The 19,008-nt window shown below is 68.6% G+C and carries 22 protein-coding genes; 8 read left to right on the plus strand and 14 right to left on the minus strand.

The annotated features are described in order from the left end of the window. The first annotated feature begins 3 nt into the window (after nt 1-3). From AC1RRS_RS06420 to AC1RRS_RS06430, 3 genes are all read left to right on the plus strand, one after another. Nucleotides 4-2,343, plus strand: coding sequence for a GH92 family glycosyl hydrolase (locus AC1RRS_RS06420; RefSeq protein WP_492854390.1), 2,340 nt, complete (start codon nt 4-6; stop codon nt 2,341-2,343). Between the two features lie 83 nt (nt 2,344-2,426). Next, nucleotides 2,427-2,834 carry a hypothetical protein gene (locus AC1RRS_RS06425; RefSeq protein WP_492854391.1) on the plus strand — a complete coding sequence of 136 codons (408 nt, stop codon included), beginning with the start codon at nt 2,427-2,429 and terminating at the stop codon, nt 2,832-2,834. After that, a complete protein-coding gene (locus AC1RRS_RS06430) occupies nt 2,831-3,028 on the plus strand; it encodes a helix-turn-helix transcriptional regulator (protein ID WP_110133292.1) in 198 nt (65 codons plus the stop codon). The genes AC1RRS_RS06425 and AC1RRS_RS06430 overlap by 4 nt, the downstream gene beginning before the upstream one ends. Nucleotides 3,029-3,169: 141 nt before the next feature. Here AC1RRS_RS06430 and proB read toward each other — a convergent pair whose 3' ends face one another. Then, on the minus strand, nt 3,170-4,303 hold the full coding sequence (proB, locus tag AC1RRS_RS06435) for a glutamate 5-kinase (protein ID WP_492854392.1): 1,134 nt from the start codon (nt 4,301-4,303) through the stop codon (nt 3,170-3,172). Next, nucleotides 4,300-5,361, minus strand: a complete 1,062-nt coding sequence (gene obgE / locus AC1RRS_RS06440; protein ID WP_492854393.1) for a GTPase ObgE — start codon at nt 5,359-5,361, stop codon at nt 4,300-4,302. The genes proB and obgE overlap by 4 nt, the downstream gene beginning before the upstream one ends. 215 nt (nt 5,362-5,576) lie before the next feature. Here obgE and AC1RRS_RS06445 point away from each other — a divergent pair, with 215 nt between their 5' ends. Further along, complete coding sequence (locus tag AC1RRS_RS06445; RefSeq protein WP_487289924.1) at nt 5,577-6,536, plus strand: hypothetical protein; 960 nt, start codon at nt 5,577-5,579, stop codon at nt 6,534-6,536. Between the two features lie 168 nt (nt 6,537-6,704). Here AC1RRS_RS06445 and AC1RRS_RS06450 read toward each other — a convergent pair whose 3' ends face one another. Further along, nucleotides 6,705-7,712, minus strand: coding sequence for a glycoside hydrolase family 43 (locus AC1RRS_RS06450; RefSeq protein WP_492854394.1), 1,008 nt, complete (start codon nt 7,710-7,712; stop codon nt 6,705-6,707). A 121-nt stretch (nt 7,713-7,833) separates the two neighbouring features. On the opposite strand from AC1RRS_RS06450, the gene AC1RRS_RS06455 reads away from it, so the two are divergent. After that, the gene (locus AC1RRS_RS06455; protein WP_492854395.1) at nt 7,834-8,277 is read left to right on the plus strand and encodes a hypothetical protein; all 444 of its coding nucleotides are present in this window, start codon (nt 7,834-7,836) and stop codon (nt 8,275-8,277) included. Here AC1RRS_RS06455 and AC1RRS_RS06460 read toward each other — a convergent pair. The 4 genes from AC1RRS_RS06460 to AC1RRS_RS06475 form a co-directional block, all read right to left on the minus strand. Next, nucleotides 8,274-8,807: a GNAT family N-acetyltransferase gene (locus AC1RRS_RS06460; protein ID WP_492854396.1), complete on the minus strand. Its 534-nt coding sequence runs from the start codon at nt 8,805-8,807 to the stop codon at nt 8,274-8,276. The genes AC1RRS_RS06455 and AC1RRS_RS06460 overlap by 4 nt on opposite strands. A 224-nt stretch (nt 8,808-9,031) precedes the next feature. Further along, entirely contained in the window at nt 9,032-9,301 is a 270-nt protein-coding gene (gene rpmA, locus AC1RRS_RS06465; protein ID WP_110119187.1) for a 50S ribosomal protein L27, read from the minus strand. A 78-nt stretch (nt 9,302-9,379) separates the two neighbouring features. Beyond that, complete coding sequence (gene rplU, locus AC1RRS_RS06470; RefSeq protein ID WP_110119189.1) at nt 9,380-9,892, minus strand: 50S ribosomal protein L21; 513 nt, start codon at nt 9,890-9,892, stop codon at nt 9,380-9,382. A gap of 170 nt (nt 9,893-10,062) precedes the next feature. Next, nucleotides 10,063-10,779: a hypothetical protein gene (locus AC1RRS_RS06475; RefSeq protein ID WP_492854398.1), complete on the minus strand. Its 717-nt coding sequence runs from the start codon at nt 10,777-10,779 to the stop codon at nt 10,063-10,065. A gap of 91 nt (nt 10,780-10,870) precedes the next feature. Here AC1RRS_RS06475 and AC1RRS_RS06480 point away from each other — a divergent pair, with 91 nt between their 5' ends. Both AC1RRS_RS06480 and AC1RRS_RS06485 read left to right on the plus strand, forming a co-directional pair. Further along, nucleotides 10,871-11,500, plus strand: a complete 630-nt coding sequence (locus AC1RRS_RS06480; RefSeq protein ID WP_110119192.1) for a hypothetical protein — start codon at nt 10,871-10,873, stop codon at nt 11,498-11,500. 36 nt (nt 11,501-11,536) lie between these two features. Continuing rightward, on the plus strand, nt 11,537-12,646 hold the full coding sequence (locus tag AC1RRS_RS06485; RefSeq protein WP_492854399.1) for a CobW family GTP-binding protein: 1,110 nt from the start codon (nt 11,537-11,539) through the stop codon (nt 12,644-12,646). 177 nt (nt 12,647-12,823) lie between these two features. Here AC1RRS_RS06485 and AC1RRS_RS06490 read toward each other — a convergent pair whose 3' ends face one another. The 3 genes from AC1RRS_RS06490 to AC1RRS_RS06500 all read right to left on the minus strand — a co-directional run bounded on the left by AC1RRS_RS06490 (nt 12,824) and on the right by AC1RRS_RS06500 (nt 14,629). Continuing rightward, a complete protein-coding gene (locus tag AC1RRS_RS06490; RefSeq protein ID WP_487289912.1) occupies nt 12,824-13,417 on the minus strand; it encodes a CC0125/CC1285 family lipoprotein in 594 nt (197 codons plus the stop codon). A gap of 114 nt (nt 13,418-13,531) precedes the next feature. Further along, a complete protein-coding gene (locus AC1RRS_RS06495) occupies nt 13,532-14,173 on the minus strand; it encodes a LysE family translocator (protein WP_492854400.1) in 642 nt (213 codons plus the stop codon). Nucleotides 14,174-14,224: 51 nt separating this feature from the next. Then, a complete protein-coding gene (locus AC1RRS_RS06500; RefSeq protein WP_492854401.1) occupies nt 14,225-14,629 on the minus strand; it encodes an MAPEG family protein in 405 nt (134 codons plus the stop codon). 174 nt (nt 14,630-14,803) lie between these two features. Here AC1RRS_RS06500 and AC1RRS_RS06505 point away from each other — a divergent pair, with 174 nt between their 5' ends. Then, complete coding sequence (locus AC1RRS_RS06505) at nt 14,804-15,004, plus strand: KTSC domain-containing protein (RefSeq protein ID WP_110119204.1); 201 nt, start codon at nt 14,804-14,806, stop codon at nt 15,002-15,004. Between the two features lie 146 nt (nt 15,005-15,150). Here the strand turns inward: AC1RRS_RS06505 and AC1RRS_RS06510 are convergent, their stop codons facing one another. The 4 genes from AC1RRS_RS06510 to AC1RRS_RS06525 are packed head-to-tail and all read right to left on the minus strand — an operon-like array spanning nt 15,151 to nt 18,745. Beyond that, a complete protein-coding gene (locus AC1RRS_RS06510; RefSeq protein ID WP_492854403.1) occupies nt 15,151-17,007 on the minus strand; it encodes a flotillin family protein in 1,857 nt (618 codons plus the stop codon). A gap of 46 nt (nt 17,008-17,053) precedes the next feature. Then, a complete protein-coding gene (locus tag AC1RRS_RS06515) occupies nt 17,054-17,668 on the minus strand; it encodes a YqiJ family protein (RefSeq protein WP_110119208.1) in 615 nt (204 codons plus the stop codon). A gap of 5 nt (nt 17,669-17,673) precedes the next feature. Further along, a complete protein-coding gene (locus AC1RRS_RS06520; protein WP_110119209.1) occupies nt 17,674-18,249 on the minus strand; it encodes a PspA/IM30 family protein in 576 nt (191 codons plus the stop codon). Between the two features lie 10 nt (nt 18,250-18,259). Then, the gene (locus tag AC1RRS_RS06525; RefSeq protein ID WP_492854404.1) at nt 18,260-18,745 is read right to left on the minus strand and encodes a hypothetical protein; all 486 of its coding nucleotides are present in this window, start codon (nt 18,743-18,745) and stop codon (nt 18,260-18,262) included. Nucleotides 18,746-19,008: the final 263 nt, after the last annotated feature.

Genomic DNA, 19,008 nt, shown 5'->3' on the forward strand with positions numbered 1-19,008 from the left:
GCCATGCGTCCTGGATTGGTGCTTGCCGCGCTCGTAGCCCTTTGCGCGACTCCTGCTCTCGCTCGGGCTCCGGCCCAGATCCCCGACAAGACCCCCTACGAGGCCGTGGATCCGTTCATCGGCACGGACGGGGAGGGGCATACCTTCCCGGGGGCGGCAGCGCCGTTCGGCATGGTGCAGCTGTCGCCCGACACCGACGTCCTGCCGTTCAAGCAGAGTTACGCCCGCGCCGCCGGCTATCGGCGCTCGGACCCGACCATTCTCGGCTTCTCGCACACCCACTTCTCGGGCAGCGGCCATTCGGATCTCGGCGACATCCTGCTGGCGCCGGTCAGCGGCGAGGCCAGGCTGGAGCCCGGCGATCCGAAGGTCCCCGGCTCGGGCTACCGTTCGCGCTTCACCCACGACGGCGAGGTCGCCCAGCCCGGCTACTACGCCGTCAACCTGACCGACAGCCGGGTGCGGGCCGAGCTGACGGCGGGCGTGCGCACCGGCCTGCACCGCTACGCCTTCGAGAAGGGCGCGCGGGCCCAGGTGCTGCTCGACCTGCGAAGCTCGATCTACAACTATCCGGGCAAGGTTTCCTGGTCGCGGATCCGGGTGCGCGACGACGGGACGGTCACCGGCATGCGCGAGACGCGGGGCTGGGCGCCGGGCCGGCAGCTCTATTTCGCCATCCGCTTCAGCCGGCCGATGGTCGGCCGCTCCCTGACCAGCACCGAGACCGACGTCCCCTACAAGGGCTTCAAGCAGCCGGGCCGCACCGGCGGCGACCGCGCCCAGCTCGAAGGCCGCGCCCTGGTCGGCGTCTTCGACTTCGGCCAGATCGACGGGCCGCTTGTGGCCAAGGTGGCGATCTCGACCGTCGACGAGGCCGGGGCCCTGGCCAATCTCGACAGCGACGAGAAGGGCTTCGACTTCGACGGTCTTCGGATGCGCACCCGGGCCGACTGGGAGAAGGCGCTGGGCGCGCTCGATGTCGCGGCGCCCGCCCCGATGCGGACCAACGTCTACACCGCCCTCTATCACGCCCTGATCGCCCCGAGCGTCTCCGGCGACGTCGATGGCCGCTGGCGCGGGCCCGACAACGCGGTGCATCAGGCTGAAGGCTTCACCTACCACTCGACCTTTTCGCTGTGGGACACCTTCCGCGCCGAGCATCCGCTGCTGACCCTGGTGCAGCCGCAGCGGCGCAACGCCGACTTCGTCAATTCGCTGGTCGCCTCGCAGAAGGTCAGCCCCTACGGGATCCTGCCGGTCTGGGCGTTCCACGGCCAGGAGACCTGGACGATGATCGGCTATCACGCCGTGCCGGTGATCGCCGACGCCTGGCTGAAGGGGATCCGCGGGATCGACGCCGACGCGGCGCTGGAGGCCATGGTCAAGAGCGCGACCTACGGCCCCTATGGCGGGCTCTCCGACTACATGGCCCTCGGCTACGTGCCGATCGACCGTGAGCCGGAGGCGGCGTCGAAGACCGTCGAATACGCCTTCGACGACTGGGCCATCGCCCGCATGGCCAAGGCGCTGGGCAGGGCCGATATCGCGGCGACCTTCGAGAAGCGCTCGCTGAACTGGCGCAACAGCTTCGACGCCAAGACCGGCTTCCTGCGGGCGCGAAAGAGCGACGGGACGTTCCGCGAGCCCTTCGACCCGACGGCGATCAACTACGGCTCCGACTACACCGAGGGCAACGCCTGGCAGTATTCGTGGTTCGCCCCGCACGACCTGGGCGGCCTCGTCTCCACGATGGGCGGCGACGCGGCGGTCGTGAAGAAGCTCGACGCCATGTTCGAGTACGACAACTCCAAGCTCGACTACTCGCACGCCGAGGACATCGCCGGCCTGATCGGCCAGTACATCCACGGCAACGAGCCCAGCCACCACGTGGCCTACATGTACGCCTATGCCGGCGCGCCGTGGCGGACCCAGGCGCGCCTGAAGCAGATCGTCGAGAGCCAGTACAGGCCGACGCCCGAGGGTCTTTCGGGCAATGACGACCTGGGCCAGATGTCGGCCTGGCTGGTGTTCACGGCGCTGGGCTTCTACCCCGTCGCCCCGGGCTCGAACGAATATGTCATTGGCCGGCCGTTCGTGGAGCGGGCGGTGCTGACCCTCGACGGCGGCAAGCGCTTCACGGTGCGCGCCGAAGGGCTGTCGGACGCCCATCCCTACGTCGCCAGGGTCACCCTGAACGGCAAGCCGCTGGACCGTGTCTTCCTGCGCGACGCCGAGATCCGGGCCGGCGGCGAGCTGGTCTTCACCATGGGCGCGACGCCGAACAAGGCCTGGGGCGCCAAGGCCGACGCGCGGCCCTATTCGCTGACGCCCTATCCGAAGTGATGTCGTGTTCTCCTGACATGATGTCAGGTTGACATGACATTTTGGCCGTGTCAGGTTTGCCTTACATCAACGGGAGGCGAGCCATGCTGGCCATCGGTAAATTCCAGACCTCGGCGCAGAAGCGCTACACGATCCGCATCGCGGCCTTCACCATCCCCTACGTGCTGGTCAACATGGGCGCGATCTTCGGGGCCTTCGACGAAGTGGGCGCCAACCCGGTCGCGGCCTGGACGCTGGCCCTCGTGGTGGCCGCGCCGGTGGTCGGACAGATCTGGGCGCTGCTGGCTTTGATGGCCGAGTCCGACGAGTTCGTGCGCGGCCTTCTGGCGCGCCAGTTCATCATCGCCGCCGGCCTGTCCATAGCCCTGTTCACCGGCTGGGGTTTCGGCGAGAGCTATGCCCACGCCCCGCACGCCCCGGGCTGGCTGATCCTGCCGCTGTTCTGGGCCATGTTCGGCCTGACGACCGTCTTCGTCCGGAGCACGCGTTGAAGAACCGCCTGAAGCTGCTGCGCGTCGAGCGCGGCTGGACCCAGGAGCAGCTGGGCCAGGTGCTGAACGTCTCGCGCCAGGCGGTCAACGCCCTGGAGACCGAGAAGCACGACCCCTCGCTCGACCTGGCCTACCGCATCGCCGCCGTGTTCGAGCGGCCGATCGAAGAGATCTTCGAGAACCCGCATCGGTAATAGGGACCCTCTCCCTGTGGGAGAGGTGTCGGCGAAGCCGACGGAGAGGGGAGTGGCGCGAAATCGGCCATCTCTTCGGAAGCTGAAAACGTCCCCCCTCCGGCCCTCCGGGCCACCTCCCCCAGAGGGGGAGGATTTTCTTCAGCCGCCCACCGCCAGATCATCCGCGTGGATCATCGGGCCTTCGGTGAAGCCCAGCTCCGCCTCGATGGCGTCGCTGCGCAGGCCGGCGATCTTGTGGGCGTCGGCGCTGTCGTAGCGGACGAGGCCCCGGGCGACTTCCTGGCCGGTCTCGTCGCGGACGCGGACGGCGTCGCCCTTGTCGAACGGACCTTCCACAGCGCGCACCCCGGCGGCCAGCAGGCTCTTGCCCTTGGCGAGAGCGGCGGCGGCGCCGGCGTCGATCGTCACCCAGCCCTGGGGGGCCAGCGAGCCGGCGATCCAGGCCTTGTAGGCGGCGGCGGGCGAGGCCCCGGCCTCGATCAGGGTGGCGGGCGCGCCTTCCTCGATGGCGGCCAGCGGGCGCGGGCGCGAGCCCAGGGTGATCAGGGTGGCGCAGCCGGCGGCCCGGGCGATGCGGGCGGCGGCGATCTTGGTGGCCATGCCGCCGGTGCCGACCCCGGCCGAGGCGTTGGCGCCCTCGGCCATGCCGGCGATCTGCGGGGTGATCTCGCTGACGCGGGCGATGTGGGTGGCGGTCGGGTCGCGGCGCGGATCGGCCGTGTAGAGCCCGTCGATGTCGGACAGCAGCACCAGCAGGTCGGCGCCGGCCAGCTGGGCGACGCGCGCGGCCAGGCGATCGTTGTCGCCGTAGCGGATCTCTTCGGTGGCCACCGTGTCGTTCTCGTTGACCACGGGCACCACGCCCAGCGACAGCAGGGTCTCGACCGTGGCGCGGGCGTTCAGCCAGCGGCGGCGGATCTCGGTGTCGTCGCGGGTCATCAGGATCTGGGCGACGCCGACGCCGTGCGGCTCGAACGCCTCCTCCCAGGCCCGCATCAAGAGGCTCTGGCCGGCGGCGGCGGCGGCCTGCTTTTCCGGCAGGGTGGTCTTGCGGCCGGAGAGGCCCAGGCGTCGGCGACCCAGGGCCCCCGCGCCGGACGAGACCACGACCACCTGCTTGCCGGCCGCGCGCAGGGCCGCGGCGTCGGCGCAGAAGGCCTCCAGCCAGCCCTTGTTGGCCGCGCCGGTGGCGGCGTCGACCAGCAGGGCCGAGCCGACCTTGAACACGATCCGCCGGGCCTGGCCCAGCGGTCCCCCGACCCCCAGGTTCACGGCCGCCAGCCCCCCGGCGTCTCCTCGATCGGCCCTTCGTCCTCGTCGTCGGGAATGACCTCGCCGCGACGCTCGCGCACCTGGCGGTAGGCGGCGCGCAGCAGTTCGGTCACGCCCTGGCCCGAGACGCCCGAGACCAGCATCGGCCGGACGCCGGCCGCCTCTTCAAGCTCGGCGATCTTCTCGGCGAGGGTCTCCTCGTCGAGGGCGTCGATCTTGTTGAGCGCCAGGATCTCGGACTTGTCGGCCAGCTCGTCGCCATAGGCTTCGAGTTCGCCGCGGATCGTGGTCCAGGCGCCGACGATGTCGTCCTGGGTAGCGTCCACCAGGTGGATCAGGGTCGCCGAGCGTTCGACGTGGCCCAGGAACCGGGTGCCCAGGCCCGCGCCTTCCGACGCGCCTTCGATCAGGCCGGGGATGTCGGCCAGGACGAAGCGCTCGCTGGTCGACAGGTCGACCATGCCGAGGTTGGGGGTCAGGGTGGTGAAGGGATAGTCGGCGATCTTCGGCTTGGCGGCGCTGGCGGCCGCCAGGAAGGTCGACTTGCCGGCGTTGGGCAGGCCCACCAGGCCGACGTCGGCGATCAGCTTCAGCCGCAGCCACAGCCAGCGCTCCTCGCCTTCCTGGCCGGGGTTGGCCCAGGTGGGGGCCTGGTTGACCGGACCCTTGAAGTGCAGGTTGCCCCAGCCGCCGTTGCCGCCCTTGGCCAGCTGCACGCGCATGCCCGCCGTGTCGAGGTCGACGATCAGGGTTTCCTTGTCCTCTTCCAGCACCTCGGTGCCGACCGGGACCTTCAGCAGGATGTCGTCGCCGGCCGCGCCATGGCGCTGGCGACCCATGCCGTGCACGCCGGTGCCGGCCTTGAAGTGCTGCTGGTAGCGGTAGTCGATCAGGGTGTTCAGGCCTTCGACGGCCTCGATCCAGATGTCGCCGCCGCGACCGCCGTCCCCGCCGTCGGGGCCGCCGTATTCGATGTACTTCTCGCGTCGGAAAGACACCGACCCGCCGCCGCCGTTTCCGGAGCGGATGAAGATCTTGCATTGATCCAGGAATTTCATGGGCGTCTTTTGTCTCAACACGGGTTTCGCGTCGAGTAAAATGGACTTGGCGCAACCTCGAGAAAGTGCGTTCGGACGCTTCCCGTGTCGGGATTGCGACAAACAAACGCTGCCTTGAACGCTGTTCGGTATCGTGACGAAATGTTAAACGTACGGGTGCGACAAACGGTCCCGGGGCGAAAATTCTCTATTTCTCGTGGAGGGGGAGGCTGACGTTGTCGACGGATGCGAACGTCAGAGGCGAACTGGATCAGGACCTCAAGGACCTGACTCTGCAGACGCTTTGCCGGAAATACGCCGGCGAGGCCTCGATCCATCGCAACATCCTGATGAGCCGCGGCACCGGCGTGACCGGCACCTGGCGCGACTTCCGCGCCTTCCTCGGCGACATCGGCACCCGGCCGTCCGAAAACCATGTCCTGGTCCTGATCAACCGGCTCGAGCGCACCTACGGACCCGGTCGCGCCCGCTGGATGACGCCGGAAGAGCAGGCCGCGCACGAGGCCGATTTCGATCGCCTCCAGGCCGAGAAGAAGCGCGAGGCCCAGAAGATCGAGCACGAGGCCGCCGCCATCCGCCGCGCCAAGGCTCCCAACGCCCCCAATTTCGGCCAGTTCACCCCGATGGGCGGCCAGCAGGTCAGCTTCACCGACGTCGCCAAGAAGCTGAACATCCCCGTCGCGGCCCTGTCCAAGACCATGGCCGGCGGCCGCAGCGCCGACGAACTGGTCAAGCGCGCCGCCAGCGCCGCCGAGGTGATCAACCAGGAAGCCACCTGGCTGCCGCCGGATCCGACCCGCAAGGCCAACTTCTTCGAGGCCTTCCGCATCTGGCACATGCAGGTGCAGCCGCAGTTCAGCCGCGCGGCCACCCCGACCTTCCTGTTCCTCTACATCGCCCTGCCGGTGATGAAGGAATGCCGTGATGAGCTGGTCGATCTCGACCTCTGGAACCCGCTCGGCCAGCGCGCCATGAACGCCCGCGACAGCCACATCTCGTGGAAGAAGTACTGCGAGTTCATGCCCCGGGCGCAGGTGGCGATGATGGAAATCCCGATCTACGCCACCTATTCGCTGCTCAGCGACCTCGACGCCCTGTGCGAGCGGATCGTCACGGCTGAAAAGCGCTTCCGCGAAGGCCCGCAGAAGGTGATCCACACCCACCGGGCGGCCTGACCTGGTCCTTCTCCCCTTGCGGGAGAAGGTGTCGGCGAAGCCGACGGATGAGGGGTCTCTCAAACGTCAGACGCCGCGAAAGCTGATCGGCTTTCGCGGCGTTTCTGTTCGTGCAACCCCTCACCCGACCTCCTTCGGAGGCCACCCTCTCCCGCAAGGGGAGAGGGATCATTTGGGCCCCTTCAGCCCCTTGCTCACGACCGCCTCGCGATCCACGGCCAGCCAGCCGTCCACCACCTTCAGCTCGCCCAGCTGGATCACCGTGCGCTGGTTCCAGACCGGGTCGGTCTTGGCCTCGTCTTCCTTGCCCTGGCCGACGAAGTAGTAGAGTAGCGCCCGGCCGTCGTTGACGACCACGTCGGGGTGGTGGCCCAGGTCGCGGTCGGTGGGCGCCGCGCCCGGCTTGTCGAGGATGAAGCCCGGCTGGCGCTCCCAGGTCACGGCGTCCTTGGACCGCAGCACGGCCAGGCCCTTCCAGGCGTCGGCGATCATCCACCACCAGCCTTCGAAGAAGAACACCTTGGGACCCTCGCCGGCGAAATCGGCGACGAAGGTCGGCTGGCGGGTCCAGGTTTTCAGGTCCGGGCTGTCGGCGAAGAAGATGCGGCTGTTCTTGCGCTCGTCCTTGAACCACAGGCGATAGCCGCCCTGCGGCGCCTTGATGACGCCGGCGTCGATCACCCGGTCCGAGCCGAGGTCGAGGGTGTCGGCGCAGGTCCAGGCCTTGAGATCGGTCGAGGTCAGGTGGACGATCTTCGCGCCGGCTTCCGGCAGGTTCCAGCGATGGAAGATCCCCGGCACCACGGTCAGGAACATGTGGTGGACGCCGTTCTCGGTGAAGATCTCCGGCGCCCACAGGGTCTCGCCGGTGCAGGCGGTCGGGATGTTGGCCGTGCCGGCGTAGCTCCAGGAGAGGCCGTCCTTCGAGGTCGCCACGCCGATGGCGGTGGCGTGCAGCCAGGCCACGTCCTTGGGGTCGTCCAGCTTCAGTGTCGCGCGGCGGTTGGTGTAGAACATCCGCCAAAGCTTGTCCGATTTGTCCCAGGCGATGGCGACGTCGGCGGCGCCGTCGAACACCGGGTCGCGATAGAGGGGCTTCTTGGCCTCGGCGAAAGCGGCGGCGGGCGCCGTAAGGGCCAGGGCGAGCGCCAGACCGGACAGAACGCGACGATGCATGATGCCTCCCATATTATGGGTGTGCATTCTATATCATGCGGCGTCTCGCCTCTACCTCCCGTCGCGGCGAAGGCGCTCACGACCCGTTGCGGCCGCCGGATTCGCGTGTGAGGCTGACGTCGTGCGTCGTCTTACCAATGAAGAGCGGGAAATAAGAAAGAGCGCCGGCATCCCGCCTGGTCGGTGGTTGCCGATCGCTCTGCCGTTCGTTCTCGCCTTCATCGTCGCCTGCAGCCCCGCGCTGCTCGAACCCTGTATCGGACGCCTGGCGGATACGCCGGGGCGCGTCGGCGTGGTGCTCCGCTTTGCGCTCGCTTACCCCTGCAGCGCCTGCTTGCTCCAGGGAGGCTGGGTCGCACGAGGGCTGTTCGCGGCGCTTTGGGGGTCCATTCCGTTCGCCGTGTTGAACGTCTTCTGGGTCAAGCGCCACAGCGCGTACTGGGATCGGATACGGGCGCGCGAGAAGGCAAGGCGCGCCGAGAAACGCGCGCGCAAGTCCGCCGCGTCTGGCGGAGGGGCCCGTCCTGAAGATGGGAACACGGAAGTAGGAGGCGGGCCGGCCTAAGCCAGCCACACCATCATCCGCGTCGCCACGCTCGCGCCGCGCGACACCGACGGCTTGTCCTCGACGACGCCCGTATAGAGGAAGCCGGCCTTGATCAGGACCTCGCCCGAGGCGGGGTTGTCGGCGAAGTGGCCGGCGACGACCAGCTTGCGACGCCAGTCGTGCGCGGCCCAGGACAGGCCGCCCTGCAGGGCTTCGGTGGCCAGGCCCCGGCCCCAGAACGGCCGGCCGATCCAGTAGCCGACCTCGAGCCGGCCGTCCTCGTTGGGGAAGAAGCCCAGCACGCCGACGACGCCGGCGTCTTCCAGCTCGATGGCGAAGGTGGCCGCGCGGCTCCAGTCCTGCGACTGCACGCGGGCCACGAACTCCTCCGCGTCGCCCAGGGCGTAGGGCCAGGGCATGCGGGTGGTCATCTTCGGGATGGCGTAGTCAGCGCCCAGGCTGGCGATGCGCGGCGCGTCGGACATGTCCGGAGCCCGCAAGGTCAGCCGCCGCGTCTCGATGACGGGGCTTCTTTCGATCACGCACATGGCGCGTCTCCCTTTCCCGGTCCTTCTTCACGCCGAGGCCGTCGCTCCGACAGGCTTCAGATAGTGCGGGACCGTGACGCTCCAATTGCCATGGTGGGGCTATTTCGTGGAGCGTGGACAAAACAAAAGCGGGCAGTCCGGCGTCCGGACTGCCCGCTTCGTATTCGTCGCGTCCGGATCGTCTTCTTTTGGAAGCACGATCCGAAGGGAGACTTCTGATCGTACTATTCGGCGGCCTGGGCCACCGGGGCCACGGTCACGTAGGTACGGTTGTTCTTCTTGGTCACGAAGCCCACGGCGCCCTGCACGAGAGCGAAGAGGGTGTGGTCCTTACCGATGCCGACGTTGGCGCCCGGGTAGAACTTGGTGCCGCGTTGACGCACGAGGATGTTGCCGGCGAGAACCTTCTCGCCGCCGAACTTCTTTACGCCAAGGCGCTTCGATTCCGAGTCGCGACCGTTGCTCGACGAGCCGCCAGATTTCTTGTGAGCCATGATGCTCTCCTAATCTTCGACCCGGTTTCCGCGAGCGGACCTGGGTCAGATCAATTCCAAAAAAGACCCTGGCGGATCTTAAGCTTCAGCTTCCGGAGCTTCCGAAGCCGCGGCCTTCTTCGGCGCGGCCTTCTTCTTCGGAGCGGGGGCGGCTTCGGCCTTCACCGGAGCTTCCGGGATGGTGGCCGGCACGGCGGCGTCGCCGAGACCGCGGGCGCGGGCGTCGAGGATGACCTTCGGGGTCAGGTCGATCGCGCCGTCCCACTTGGTTTCCTTGCCGGCGCCCGAAACCGACGTCACGCGCAGGACCGACTCGGTCTGGCGGTGACCGCGGGTGCGGCGGTAGCCCTGACGGCGGATCTTCTTGAAGATCTTCACCTTCTCGCCCTTGCGGGTTTCGATCAGGGTGGCGTTGACGACGGCGCCGTCAACGGTGGGGGCGCCGACCGTCACGGCCTCGCCTTCGCCCAGCAGCAGAACTTCGCCGAACGCGACTTCCGCGCCAGGTTGACCGTCGAGCTTCTCGACGACCAGCAGGTCGCCGGCTTGGACCCGGTACTGCTTGCCGCCGGTTTTGATGACCGCGTACATAGGTTAGCGCCTTAAATAACGTGCTGTTCGCAAAATAACGGAACGCCCGCGAGGAGACCCGGCGGGCGAGAGGGGCGCACTTATAGCGCCGAAAGGCTGTGAGTCAACGGCCAAGGACGCCTCTCAAGCGCTTGACGAGATTCAACATGCGGCCCCGCCACCGGCCCGGGTCAGTCGGCCGCCGCGCTTTCGATCAGGGCGGCCTCGACGCGCCAGATCTCGTCTTCAGGAACTTCCGAAAGCAGGGTTTCAAGCCGTTCGCGGACCGCAGGACCTCGCAGCCAGAGTCGCACGGCCAGCGCCTCCGGATCGGGTTGGAAAAAGCTGTCGCGGTGGGGGCCGCGGAAGGCTTCTGACCGGACCGCCTCGACCAGGTGCAGCCCCGCGTCCACAGACGTGGCGGCCAGCCAGGCCTGCAGAAGCGGCGAAACGGATTCGCCAAGCTCGCCCAGCCCGATCAGCCACGGCTCCGGGGTCGCCTGGTCGAGCGCCTCGCCGATCGCCTGGCGCGCGGCGGCCGTGAATACGCCGATCACCGCCGCCCGTTCGTCGCGCGGCCACTTCTGGAAGTCGCCGTAGACGATCTTGCGGGCCAGGCCTTCGGGATCGGTTCCCATGTCGCCGCAGTCGTCCTGGGCGGCGAGTTCGAGAAGCCGCGGCAGGAAGTGACGATAGTTCCTGTCGTCGCCGACCGTGGTCATGGCCTTGCCGGCGTAATAGCTGATCCGTTCGGAACTCAGCGCGCGCAGCGGCGCGGAGGTCAGGTCCGCCAGGATGCGGTCCGGGTCGCGCGCCGGCGCGGCCTCCAGCCGGCCGGGGCGGCGGTAAGCGGCGAACACATCATAGGCCGCGTCGATGGCGGCTTGCAGTTCCGGACCGGGCGTCATGGCCACGCTTCTACCAGCGCCAGGCGAGGCAAGCAGCCGCCGGCGCACGAGTCCTCTGGCTCGTTATTTTGTAACAGGCTATAGCGCGGGCGTGACGTCCGCCTTCTTCGCCTCGATCGCGGCCACCGGCTTCATGGTGGCCTTCCTGCATGCGGCCCTGCCAACCCATTGGCTGCCGTTCGTGCTGGTCGGCCGCGCGCAGAAATGGTCGGCGGCGCGCACCTTGAGCGTGACCCTGCTGGCGGGCCTGGGCCACGTGGCCCTGACCATCCTGCTGGGCCTTTTTCTGGTGATCGCGGGCCTGGCGCTGGAGCCCAAGCTGGGCGGCCTGTTCCACTGGGTGGTCGGCGGGCTGATGGTCGCCGTCGGTCTCTTCTATATAGCGCGGGGCCGTCACAGCCACGGCCTGCCCGAGGCCGGCCGCAAGGCCTACACCTCGGACCGGGCGGCGATCATGGCCCTGGTGGTGCTGCTGACCCTGTCGCCCTGCGAGGCCTTCCTGCCCTATTACCTGGCCGGCATGAAGCACGGCTGGGCCGCGTTCCTGCTGCTCAGCGTCGTGCTGCTGGCGGCGACGGCCGCGGGGATGCTGCTGTTCACGGGCCTTTCCCTGGCCGGCGTGCGCCGCCTGAACCTCGACTGGCTGGAGCGCTACGAGGAGACGATCCTCGGCGCGGCCCTGGTGCTGGTCGGCCTGGCGGTGGCGTTCCTGAAGACCTGACTTTCGCTTCCGCGTCCGGCCCCCTAAATAGCGGCCATGACCCAGACCGCTTCCGCCCCCGGCAAGATCCCCGTCACCGTGCTGACCGGCTATCTCGGCGCCGGCAAGACCACGCTGCTCAACCGCATTCTCACCGAGGAGCACGGCAAGCGCTACGCCGTGATCGTCAACGAGTTCGGCGAGGTCGGCATCGACAACGACCTGGTGGTCGGGGCCGACGAAGAAGTGTTCGAGATGAACAACGGCTGCGTCTGCTGCACGGTGCGCGGCGACCTGATCCGGGTTCTTTCCGGCCTGATGAAGCGCAAGGGCGGCTTCGACGCCATCGTCGTCGAGACCACGGGCCTGGCCGATCCGGGCCCGGTGGCCCAGACCTTCTTCGTCGACGAGGACGTCAAGGCCCGCACCTATCTCGACTCGGTCACCGCCCTGGTCGACGCCAAGCACATCATGCTGCGGCTGTCGGACTCCAAGGAAGCGGTCGAGCAGATCGCCTTCGCCGACCAGATCGTGCTCAACAAGACCGACCTCGTGGACGAGAACGACCTGCGCCACGTCGAGGCCCGGATCCGCAAGATCAACCCGCTGGCCCCGATCCACCGCGCCCAGCGCTCGAACGTTCCGCTGAGCGCCATCATCGGCAAGCACAGCTTCGACCTAGAGCGGATCACCGAGCTGGAGCCGGATTTCCTGAACCCCGGCCACGGCGAGCCGGGCCACGTGCACGACGAGCACTGCGGCCACGATCATGGCCACCATCACCACGACCATGACCATGTGCATGACGAGCACTGCGGTCACGACCACGGTCATGATCATGGGCACGACCACAAGAGCGACATCCACGACGACGGTGTGAAGGGGATCTCCCTGACGCTCGACAAGCCGGTGGACGGCCAGAAGATCACCGTCTGGCTCAACAACCTGCTGGCCGCCAAGGGCGTCGACATCCTGCGCGCCAAGGGCATCATCGACGTGAAGGGCGAGGAGCGCCGCCTGGTGTTCCAGGCCGTGCACATGATCCTGGAAGGCGACTTCCAGCGCCCCTGGACCGACAAGGACAACCGCTACAGCCGCATGGTCTTCATCGGCCGCGACCTCGACGAAGCCGAGCTGAAGAAGGGCTTCGAGGCCTGCGTGGCCTAGTCACGATCCCTCTCCCCTTGCGGGAGAGGGTGGCCCCACGAAGTGGGGTCGGGTGAGGGGTTGCACGTACAGAAACGCCGCGACAGCTGATCGGCTGTCGCGGCGTTTTGCGTTTGAGAGACCCCTCATCCGTCGGCTTTCGCCGACACCTTCTCCCGCAAGGGGAGAAGGAAAGGATCAGCCGGCCGGAGCGCGTTGAATGCTCGGCTCGAGGTTCTTGACGATCTCGCGGGCGTCGTAGGCGCGGGGGTCGCCCGAGGGCTTGGAGCCCTTGTGCAGGACGATCTCGGCGCTGGCCTCGAACTTCTCGATCGTGCGGATCTCGGCGCGGTTGGCGAAGAAGGGGTCGCCCCAGAACGGGTCCCAGGCGCGCCAGCCGCCGTAGCGGGGGCCGTAGTAGCGCCAGGACGGACGCCAGGCGCCGTACGGATAGCCGTAGCCGAAGCCCGGCCGCATGAACGGATCCTCGTCGATCACGGTGCGGGCCGTGCGGTCGGTGCGGCGGTCGGCCGTCTCGAACCAGTCGTAGCCCTGCTGCACGGTCAGCTCGGCGGCCCGATAGAGCAGGTAGCGCTCGACGGTCTCGCGGCCGGTCAGGCTGTTGCCGGCGAAGGTGACGCGGTAGCGGTCGCCCTCGAGGCGGAGTTCGGAAAAGCCGCCGGACGCCTTCTGGCCGGGCGCGGCGGGCTGGTAGGGGGTGGCCGTGGCGCAGGCGCTCAGCGCGGCGGCCACCGCCGCGATCGCGAGCCACTTGACCTTTTTCTGGGACATGGCGCGCTCCTTTGCGACAACTCGTTACTCCCGTACCGTAAGGGATGGCGCAGCTTTACGGTTTCGCCAAGGCGATCCGTTTCCAAAAGCGAAAAAAGGGGCTTACCCGCGGCCCTATCCGCGAAGGACGATCAGGCAGGCCGCGCCGATCAGCAGCGCCCCCACCACCAGGCCGAAACCCTTGCGGAAGGACGGCTCGTTCATCCGCGTGGCCAGGGCCGCCCCGCCCAGGCCGTAGGCGCTCATGCTGATCAGGTCCATGCCGATGGTGGCGCAGGCGAACATGATCAGCTGCGGGACCAGCGGGCGGTTGATGTCGATGAACGGCGGCAGCACGCCGGCGAAGAACACCAGGATCTTCGGATTGGCGATCTGCACGGTGAAGCCGTCGCGGAAAGCCGAGCGGCCGGTCGAGGTCCGCACCGCCGCCAGGGCCGCGCCCTCGCCGGCGGCCGGCTTCAGGGCGCCGATGATCGACTTGATCCCCAGCCAGACCAGATAGGCCGCGCCCGCCATGGCCAGCACGTGGAAGGCGGCGGGGAAGGCGGCGATCAGCGCCCCCAGGCCCAGGGCCGCGGCCACGAACCAGCACAGGCTGGCGCTGTTCATCCCCACAACGCCCAGCAGGGCCGCGCCCTTGCCCTTCTCCATGCCGGTGGCGATGGCGAACAGGTTGGCCGGGCCCGGCGTGATGGCCATGACGAACATGGCCGCCAGGAAGGCGCTGTAGCGGGCGGGATCGACGGGCAGGACCATGGCGGGGCTATAGAACTTCGCCGCCGTCGCGTCATCCCGGGAGGCGCGTCGTCAGAGCCCCACCGTAACCGCCACCCAGATCACGCGCCCCAGCGCGCCCAGCAGCAGGGCGAAGGTCGCCAGGCCCTGGATGGCGAAGCCCAGGCCGCGCTTCTTGGGATCGGCCGTGTAGCTGAGCGCATAGATGATCCGGCCGAGGATCCACACCACGCCCGCCGCGGCGGCGAACAGGTCGTTCCAGTAGGTGGCGAACAGCCACAGCGACGGCAGGAAGATCGGCAGCCATTCCAGGGTGTTGGCCTGCACCCGCACATGGCGTTCGAGGTCGGGATCGCCGGTCATGGCCGGGGCCTGGATGCCGGTGCGGCGACGCGCGCCGCCGACCCGCAGGATCATCCAGATGTAGCAGATCAGGGCGGCCAGCGTGACGATGGCGACCAGGGCGTGGGTTTGCATGGCGTGTTCTTCCCCCTTTTGACGCGGCTCAAGGCGGCGCGCGCGGGGGGAGCTTAAGCGTATTCAGGGTTGAAGCTCAAAGCCGTGAGGGCCAAGGCGGAACCGGCCGCCGCGTCCATGCGCTTTCAGCTTCGAAGACACCCGTCCGAACCCTTCTCAGGAAAGGTCTCGCGCATGCTCGTGAATTCCACCGCGATCCGAGCGATCGACTACGAGCCCGAACACGGCAAGCTGATCGTCACCTTCATCGACGGTGACGAGTACGTCTATGTCGGGGTGCCCGAACGGGTGACCGCCGCCTTCACGCGATCGCGGTCGAAGGGGCGGTTCTTCCAGCGGATGATCCGGGACCGGTATCCGTACAACCGCATCTGAGCGCTCTTTCCACATCCCACTCGGTCGTCATCCCGAAAAGCGCTGCGCTTCGGCCGGGATGAAGAGCGGGGAGGGTCTCCAAACAAAAAAGCCATCGCCGAGTTTCCCGGGCGATGGCTTCCGATGTGATGGACTGAGAAGCGCCCTTACGCCTCCTCGTCCTCTTCCTCCGCTTCGACCTCTTCCACCTCGACCGGCGCGGCGATCGCGACGGGCTTGGCCTTCTTGCCGCGACGGGGCGCCGGAGCCTCCTCGACCACGGCTGTCAGCGCCGGGGTCTCGGAGAGCGGAGCGGTCAGGCCCGAGAGGGCGCCGCCGTTCAGGCCGACCTCGGCCATCAGCTGGTCGAGCAGCGGGGCCTGGGCCCGATAGCGCAGGGCGCCGCTGACCACCTGGTCGGCCAGGTTGCCGCCGCCGTTCGAACCGCCGCCGGCGTCGTTGGCCGCGCCGCCGGTCGCGCCGTTCAGGCCGTCGACCTGGACGATGCGGATGGAGTCGATGGCTTCCAGCGGCTTCACCGACTCGGCGATGATCCGGTCGAGGTTCTCGATCAGCTTGATGCGGATGGCCATGGCCACCTGGTCGGCCGACAGCAGGTTGGCGGCTTTGTTCAGGGCCTCCTGACCCGAGGCGTCGACGGCGTAGCGGACGCGGGCGGCCTCGGCGGACAGGCGAACGGCCTGGGCCTCGGCTTCGGCGCCGATGCGGGTCTTGTCGGCCGCGCCCTTGGCTTCCTCGCGCAGGGCCTCGGCCCGGTCGGCGGCGGCGGTCTTCTCGGCCTCGGCGGCGACCTTGACGGCGATGGCCTCGCGCTCGGCTTCCTTGGTCGCCTCGATCAGCTCGATGATCTTCTGGCGGTCGGCGGCTTCGCGTTCGCGGACGGTCTTGACCTGCTCCTCGGCGGCGACGGCGAGGGCCAGCGCCTTGTCGGCGTCGGCCTGAGCCTCGGACTGGGCGCGCGACTTCTCGGCGACGGCGATGGCGCGGTCCTGCTCGGACAGCTCGATGGCCTTGGCCTTTTCGATGGTCTGGGTCTCGACGGCGCGTTCCTTGGCGATCTCGCGCTCGCCCAGTTCCTGCTCCACGGCGATGCGTTGCTGGGCCACGGCCCGGTCGGCCTCGATCTTGGCGGTCTCGATCTGCTGCTGGGCGGCGATCTTGGCGCCTTCGGCCTCGCGCGACTTCTCGGCTTCCTTCTGCGAGACCTCGGCGGCCTGGGCGGCGCGGCGGATGGCCAGTTCGCGCTCCTGCTCGAGCTTGGCGTATTCCTCGTCGCGGCTGATCTCCAGCGTGCGGCGCTGGGCCTCGAGGTTCTTGGTGCGGATCTGCACCTGGGTGTCCTGCTCGATGTCGTTGCGCAGCTTCTTGCGCAGCTCGATCTCCTCGGTCAGCCGCGTCAGGCCCTCGGCGTCGAAGGCGTTCGAGGGGTTGAAGTATTCCATGGCGGTCTGGTCGAGGCCCGTCAGCGACACGGTCTCAAGCTCCAGGCCGTTCTTCAGCAGGTCTTCCGACGAGACCTGCTGCACCTTTTGGACGAAGTGGGTGCGCTGCTCGTGCAGCTCGGTCATGGTCAGTTCGGCGGCCACCGAGCGCAGGGCGTCGACGAACTTGCCCTCGACCAGGTCCTTCAGCTGCTCGGGATGCATGGTGCGCTGGCCCAGGGTCTGGGCGGCGCTGGCGATGGCTTCGGCGCTGGGCTGCACCCGTACATAGAACTCGGCCAGCACGTCGACGCGCATGCGGTCCTTGGTGATCAGGGCCTGCTCGGCGCTGCGGGCCACGGCCAGGCGCAGGGTGTTCATGTTGACGGGGATGGTCTCGTGGAACACCGGCAGGATCAGCGCCCCGCCGTTCATCACCACCTTCTCGCCGCCGAAGCCGGTGCGGACGAACGACGTCTCCTTGGAGGCGCGCTTGTAGAGGCGGGCCAGGATCAGGCCCAGGATCAGCAGGCCGAGCAGGCTGCCGCCGGCGATGACGCCGATTTCGATCAAGGCAGGCATGTGGGTAACCCCCGAAGTTTGGATAAGCGAAAAAGGGAGGAAGGGATCAGCGCTCGCGCAGGGCGTCGCTTTCGTTGCGGATGGCCAGGAACCTGGCCCCGGCGTTGCGGACGATGATGACGCTGGTCCCCTGGTCGAAGGTCTCGCCGTCCTCGTCGGGCTCGACCATCACGTAGTGGGCCTGGCCGTGGGCGTCGCGCACCCGGGCCTGGGCCGGCGAGCCGACCTTGGCCTGGCCGGTGACGATCGTGGCCACGCGGCCGACCAGGGTCTCGCGCGAGACGGCGGTGGTCTCGTCGCCGGGCAGGATGCGGGCCAGCAGGCGCCCCAGCACCCGGGTGAAGGGCAGGGCGACGGCGCCGGCCAGCGGCCCGGCGATCCAGATCGGGGCGGGGTGTTTGAACACGCCGGCGATCAGCTGTTGCAGCACCAGGCCGAGCGTCCCGAAGGCGAACAGGAAGACGACGATGATCATCAAGAGCGGCAGGCGGCCGACGTTCAGCCAGCCCAGCAGCGAGGGGTGATCCAGGTCGTGCCCGTCGAGGCCGTCATGGCCGAGGCCCGCGCCGAGGCCGGCGGCCTCGACGGCGCCGATCAGCAGCATCAGCAGCAGGGCGGCCAGGAACAGGGTGTTGCCGTCGGCGGCGAGGAAGCTCCACATCGCGGTCAGCCCTCCTGCCTGGCGGCGCGGAGGGCGGCCAGGCGCTCCTCCACCCGGTGGCGGCGGGTCAGGCGTTCCAGCTCCGACAGCTTGGCGCCCTGGGCCAGTTCGCCATCGGTCGGCGGCTTGGGCGCCTTGGCGCGGGCGGCCGACAGGTCGGTCAGGTCCTCGGCCATCTCGCGGCGGGTGGCCTGCAGGGCGGCCAGGTAGCCTTCCAACTCGGCCTGGCGCTGGGCGGCGTCGGCGACGGCGGTCTCCAGCACCGGGACCTGGGCCTCGATGTCCAGCTGGTGTTCGAGGGCGGCGCGGACCAGGTCCTCGCGGTCCTGCGAGAGGGCCAGTTCGATCTGGGCCGACAGGTCGTCGTGACGGCTGGACTGCTCGGTCAGGCGCTTGGCGGCCAGGTGCCGGGCGGCGATGGCGCGGCCGAGCTCGGCGCGCACCTCGTCGACGGCCTGGTCGACCTCGCGCAGGGCCTGCTGGCCCAGCGCGTCGGGCATCACCTCTTCCAGGGCGTCGATCAGGGCGTGGGCTCCGCCGCTGACGATGCGGCCCACCCGGGCGCGAAGGGAATCTGCCATCGGGTCCTCGTCAGGCGCTCGCCGGGCGGTCGGCCGCGGCGGTGATCAGGCGGGTCAGCTCGCCCAGGGCGGCGACGCGGCGGGAGACGATCGTGGGATCGTAGGCGGGGGCGCTGGGGGTGACGCCCCAGCGCAGCATCTGCTCGGTCAGGCGGGCGGCGGCGTCGACGAGACGCGCCTCGTGCCGGGCCAGCCGTTCGGGATCGCCGCCGGCCAGCTCGGCGGGCGCGGCCAGCAGCACGGCCAGCAGCTCCTCGACGGCGGTGGTCAGGGCCAGGGCGACGGTGGAGTGGCGGTCGCTGGCCAGCTCGGCCGCGCGCAGGGCCTTCAGGGCCGGGGCGGCGATGTCGTGGGCGGCGGCCAGGGCGGCGTCCCAGGTCGCGGGCGTCTGGGCGCGCTGGCGGGCCTGGCGGATCAGGCCGCGCACCTTGTCGCTGGCCGTCACCGCGCCCTCCAGTTCGAGACCGGCGAGGAAAAGGGCGTCCTCCTCGGACAACCTGACGCTCAGGGGTGTGTTCAGCGCGACCATGGATAGAAACGTGGTGCGTTGTAAGACGTTTGTAAACAGCTGAGCCGTTCGCCCGCAGATTACATTTTCGTCAGGCTCCACCCGCGTCGTGGGGAGCGACCGGTAGATCGGATCGCCAAGGCCTGGCTTCAAGGCCGCTTGAGTCTCGGTCTCGTTCGCCCTGGATCAAGTTTTCTGGTCCCGCCGTGGGCGAAAGCCGCGCAGGGCGGGGCAAATCCTGGGCGACCCGA

It is taken from the genome of Caulobacter sp. GW821-FHT12A07, from assembly GCF_058807655.1.

Bases quoted from the DNA above. Each gene is read 5' to 3' on its own strand.
- AC1RRS_RS06420 (WP_492854390.1), top strand. From the start codon at position 4: ATGCGTCCTGGATTGGTGCTTGCCGCGCTCGTAGCCCTTTGCGCGACT.
- AC1RRS_RS06425 (WP_492854391.1), top strand. From the start codon at position 2,427: ATGCTGGCCATCGGTAAATTCCAGACCTCGGCGCAGAAGCGCTACACG.
- obgE (WP_492854393.1), bottom strand. From the start codon at position 5,361: ATGAAATTCCTGGATCAATGCAAGATCTTCATCCGCTCCGGAAACGGC.
- AC1RRS_RS06450 (WP_492854394.1), bottom strand. From the start codon at position 7,712: ATGCATCGTCGCGTTCTGTCCGGTCTGGCGCTCGCCCTGGCCCTTACG.
- AC1RRS_RS06460 (WP_492854396.1), bottom strand. From the start codon at position 8,807: ATGTGCGTGATCGAAAGAAGCCCCGTCATCGAGACGCGGCGGCTGACC.
- rpmA (WP_110119187.1), bottom strand. From the start codon at position 9,301: ATGGCTCACAAGAAATCTGGCGGCTCGTCGAGCAACGGTCGCGACTCG.
- rplU (WP_110119189.1), bottom strand. From the start codon at position 9,892: ATGTACGCGGTCATCAAAACCGGCGGCAAGCAGTACCGGGTCCAAGCC.
- AC1RRS_RS06475 (WP_492854398.1), bottom strand. From the start codon at position 10,779: ATGACGCCCGGTCCGGAACTGCAAGCCGCCATCGACGCGGCCTATGAT.
- AC1RRS_RS06485 (WP_492854399.1), top strand. From the start codon at position 11,537: ATGACCCAGACCGCTTCCGCCCCCGGCAAGATCCCCGTCACCGTGCTG.
- AC1RRS_RS06490 (WP_487289912.1), bottom strand. From the start codon at position 13,417: ATGTCCCAGAAAAAGGTCAAGTGGCTCGCGATCGCGGCGGTGGCCGCC.
- AC1RRS_RS06495 (WP_492854400.1), bottom strand. From the start codon at position 14,173: ATGGTCCTGCCCGTCGATCCCGCCCGCTACAGCGCCTTCCTGGCGGCC.
- AC1RRS_RS06500 (WP_492854401.1), bottom strand. From the start codon at position 14,629: ATGCAAACCCACGCCCTGGTCGCCATCGTCACGCTGGCCGCCCTGATC.
- AC1RRS_RS06505 (WP_110119204.1), top strand. From the start codon at position 14,804: ATGCTCGTGAATTCCACCGCGATCCGAGCGATCGACTACGAGCCCGAA.
- AC1RRS_RS06510 (WP_492854403.1), bottom strand. From the start codon at position 17,007: ATGCCTGCCTTGATCGAAATCGGCGTCATCGCCGGCGGCAGCCTGCTC.
- AC1RRS_RS06515 (WP_110119208.1), bottom strand. From the start codon at position 17,668: ATGTGGAGCTTCCTCGCCGCCGACGGCAACACCCTGTTCCTGGCCGCC.
- AC1RRS_RS06520 (WP_110119209.1), bottom strand. From the start codon at position 18,249: ATGGCAGATTCCCTTCGCGCCCGGGTGGGCCGCATCGTCAGCGGCGGA.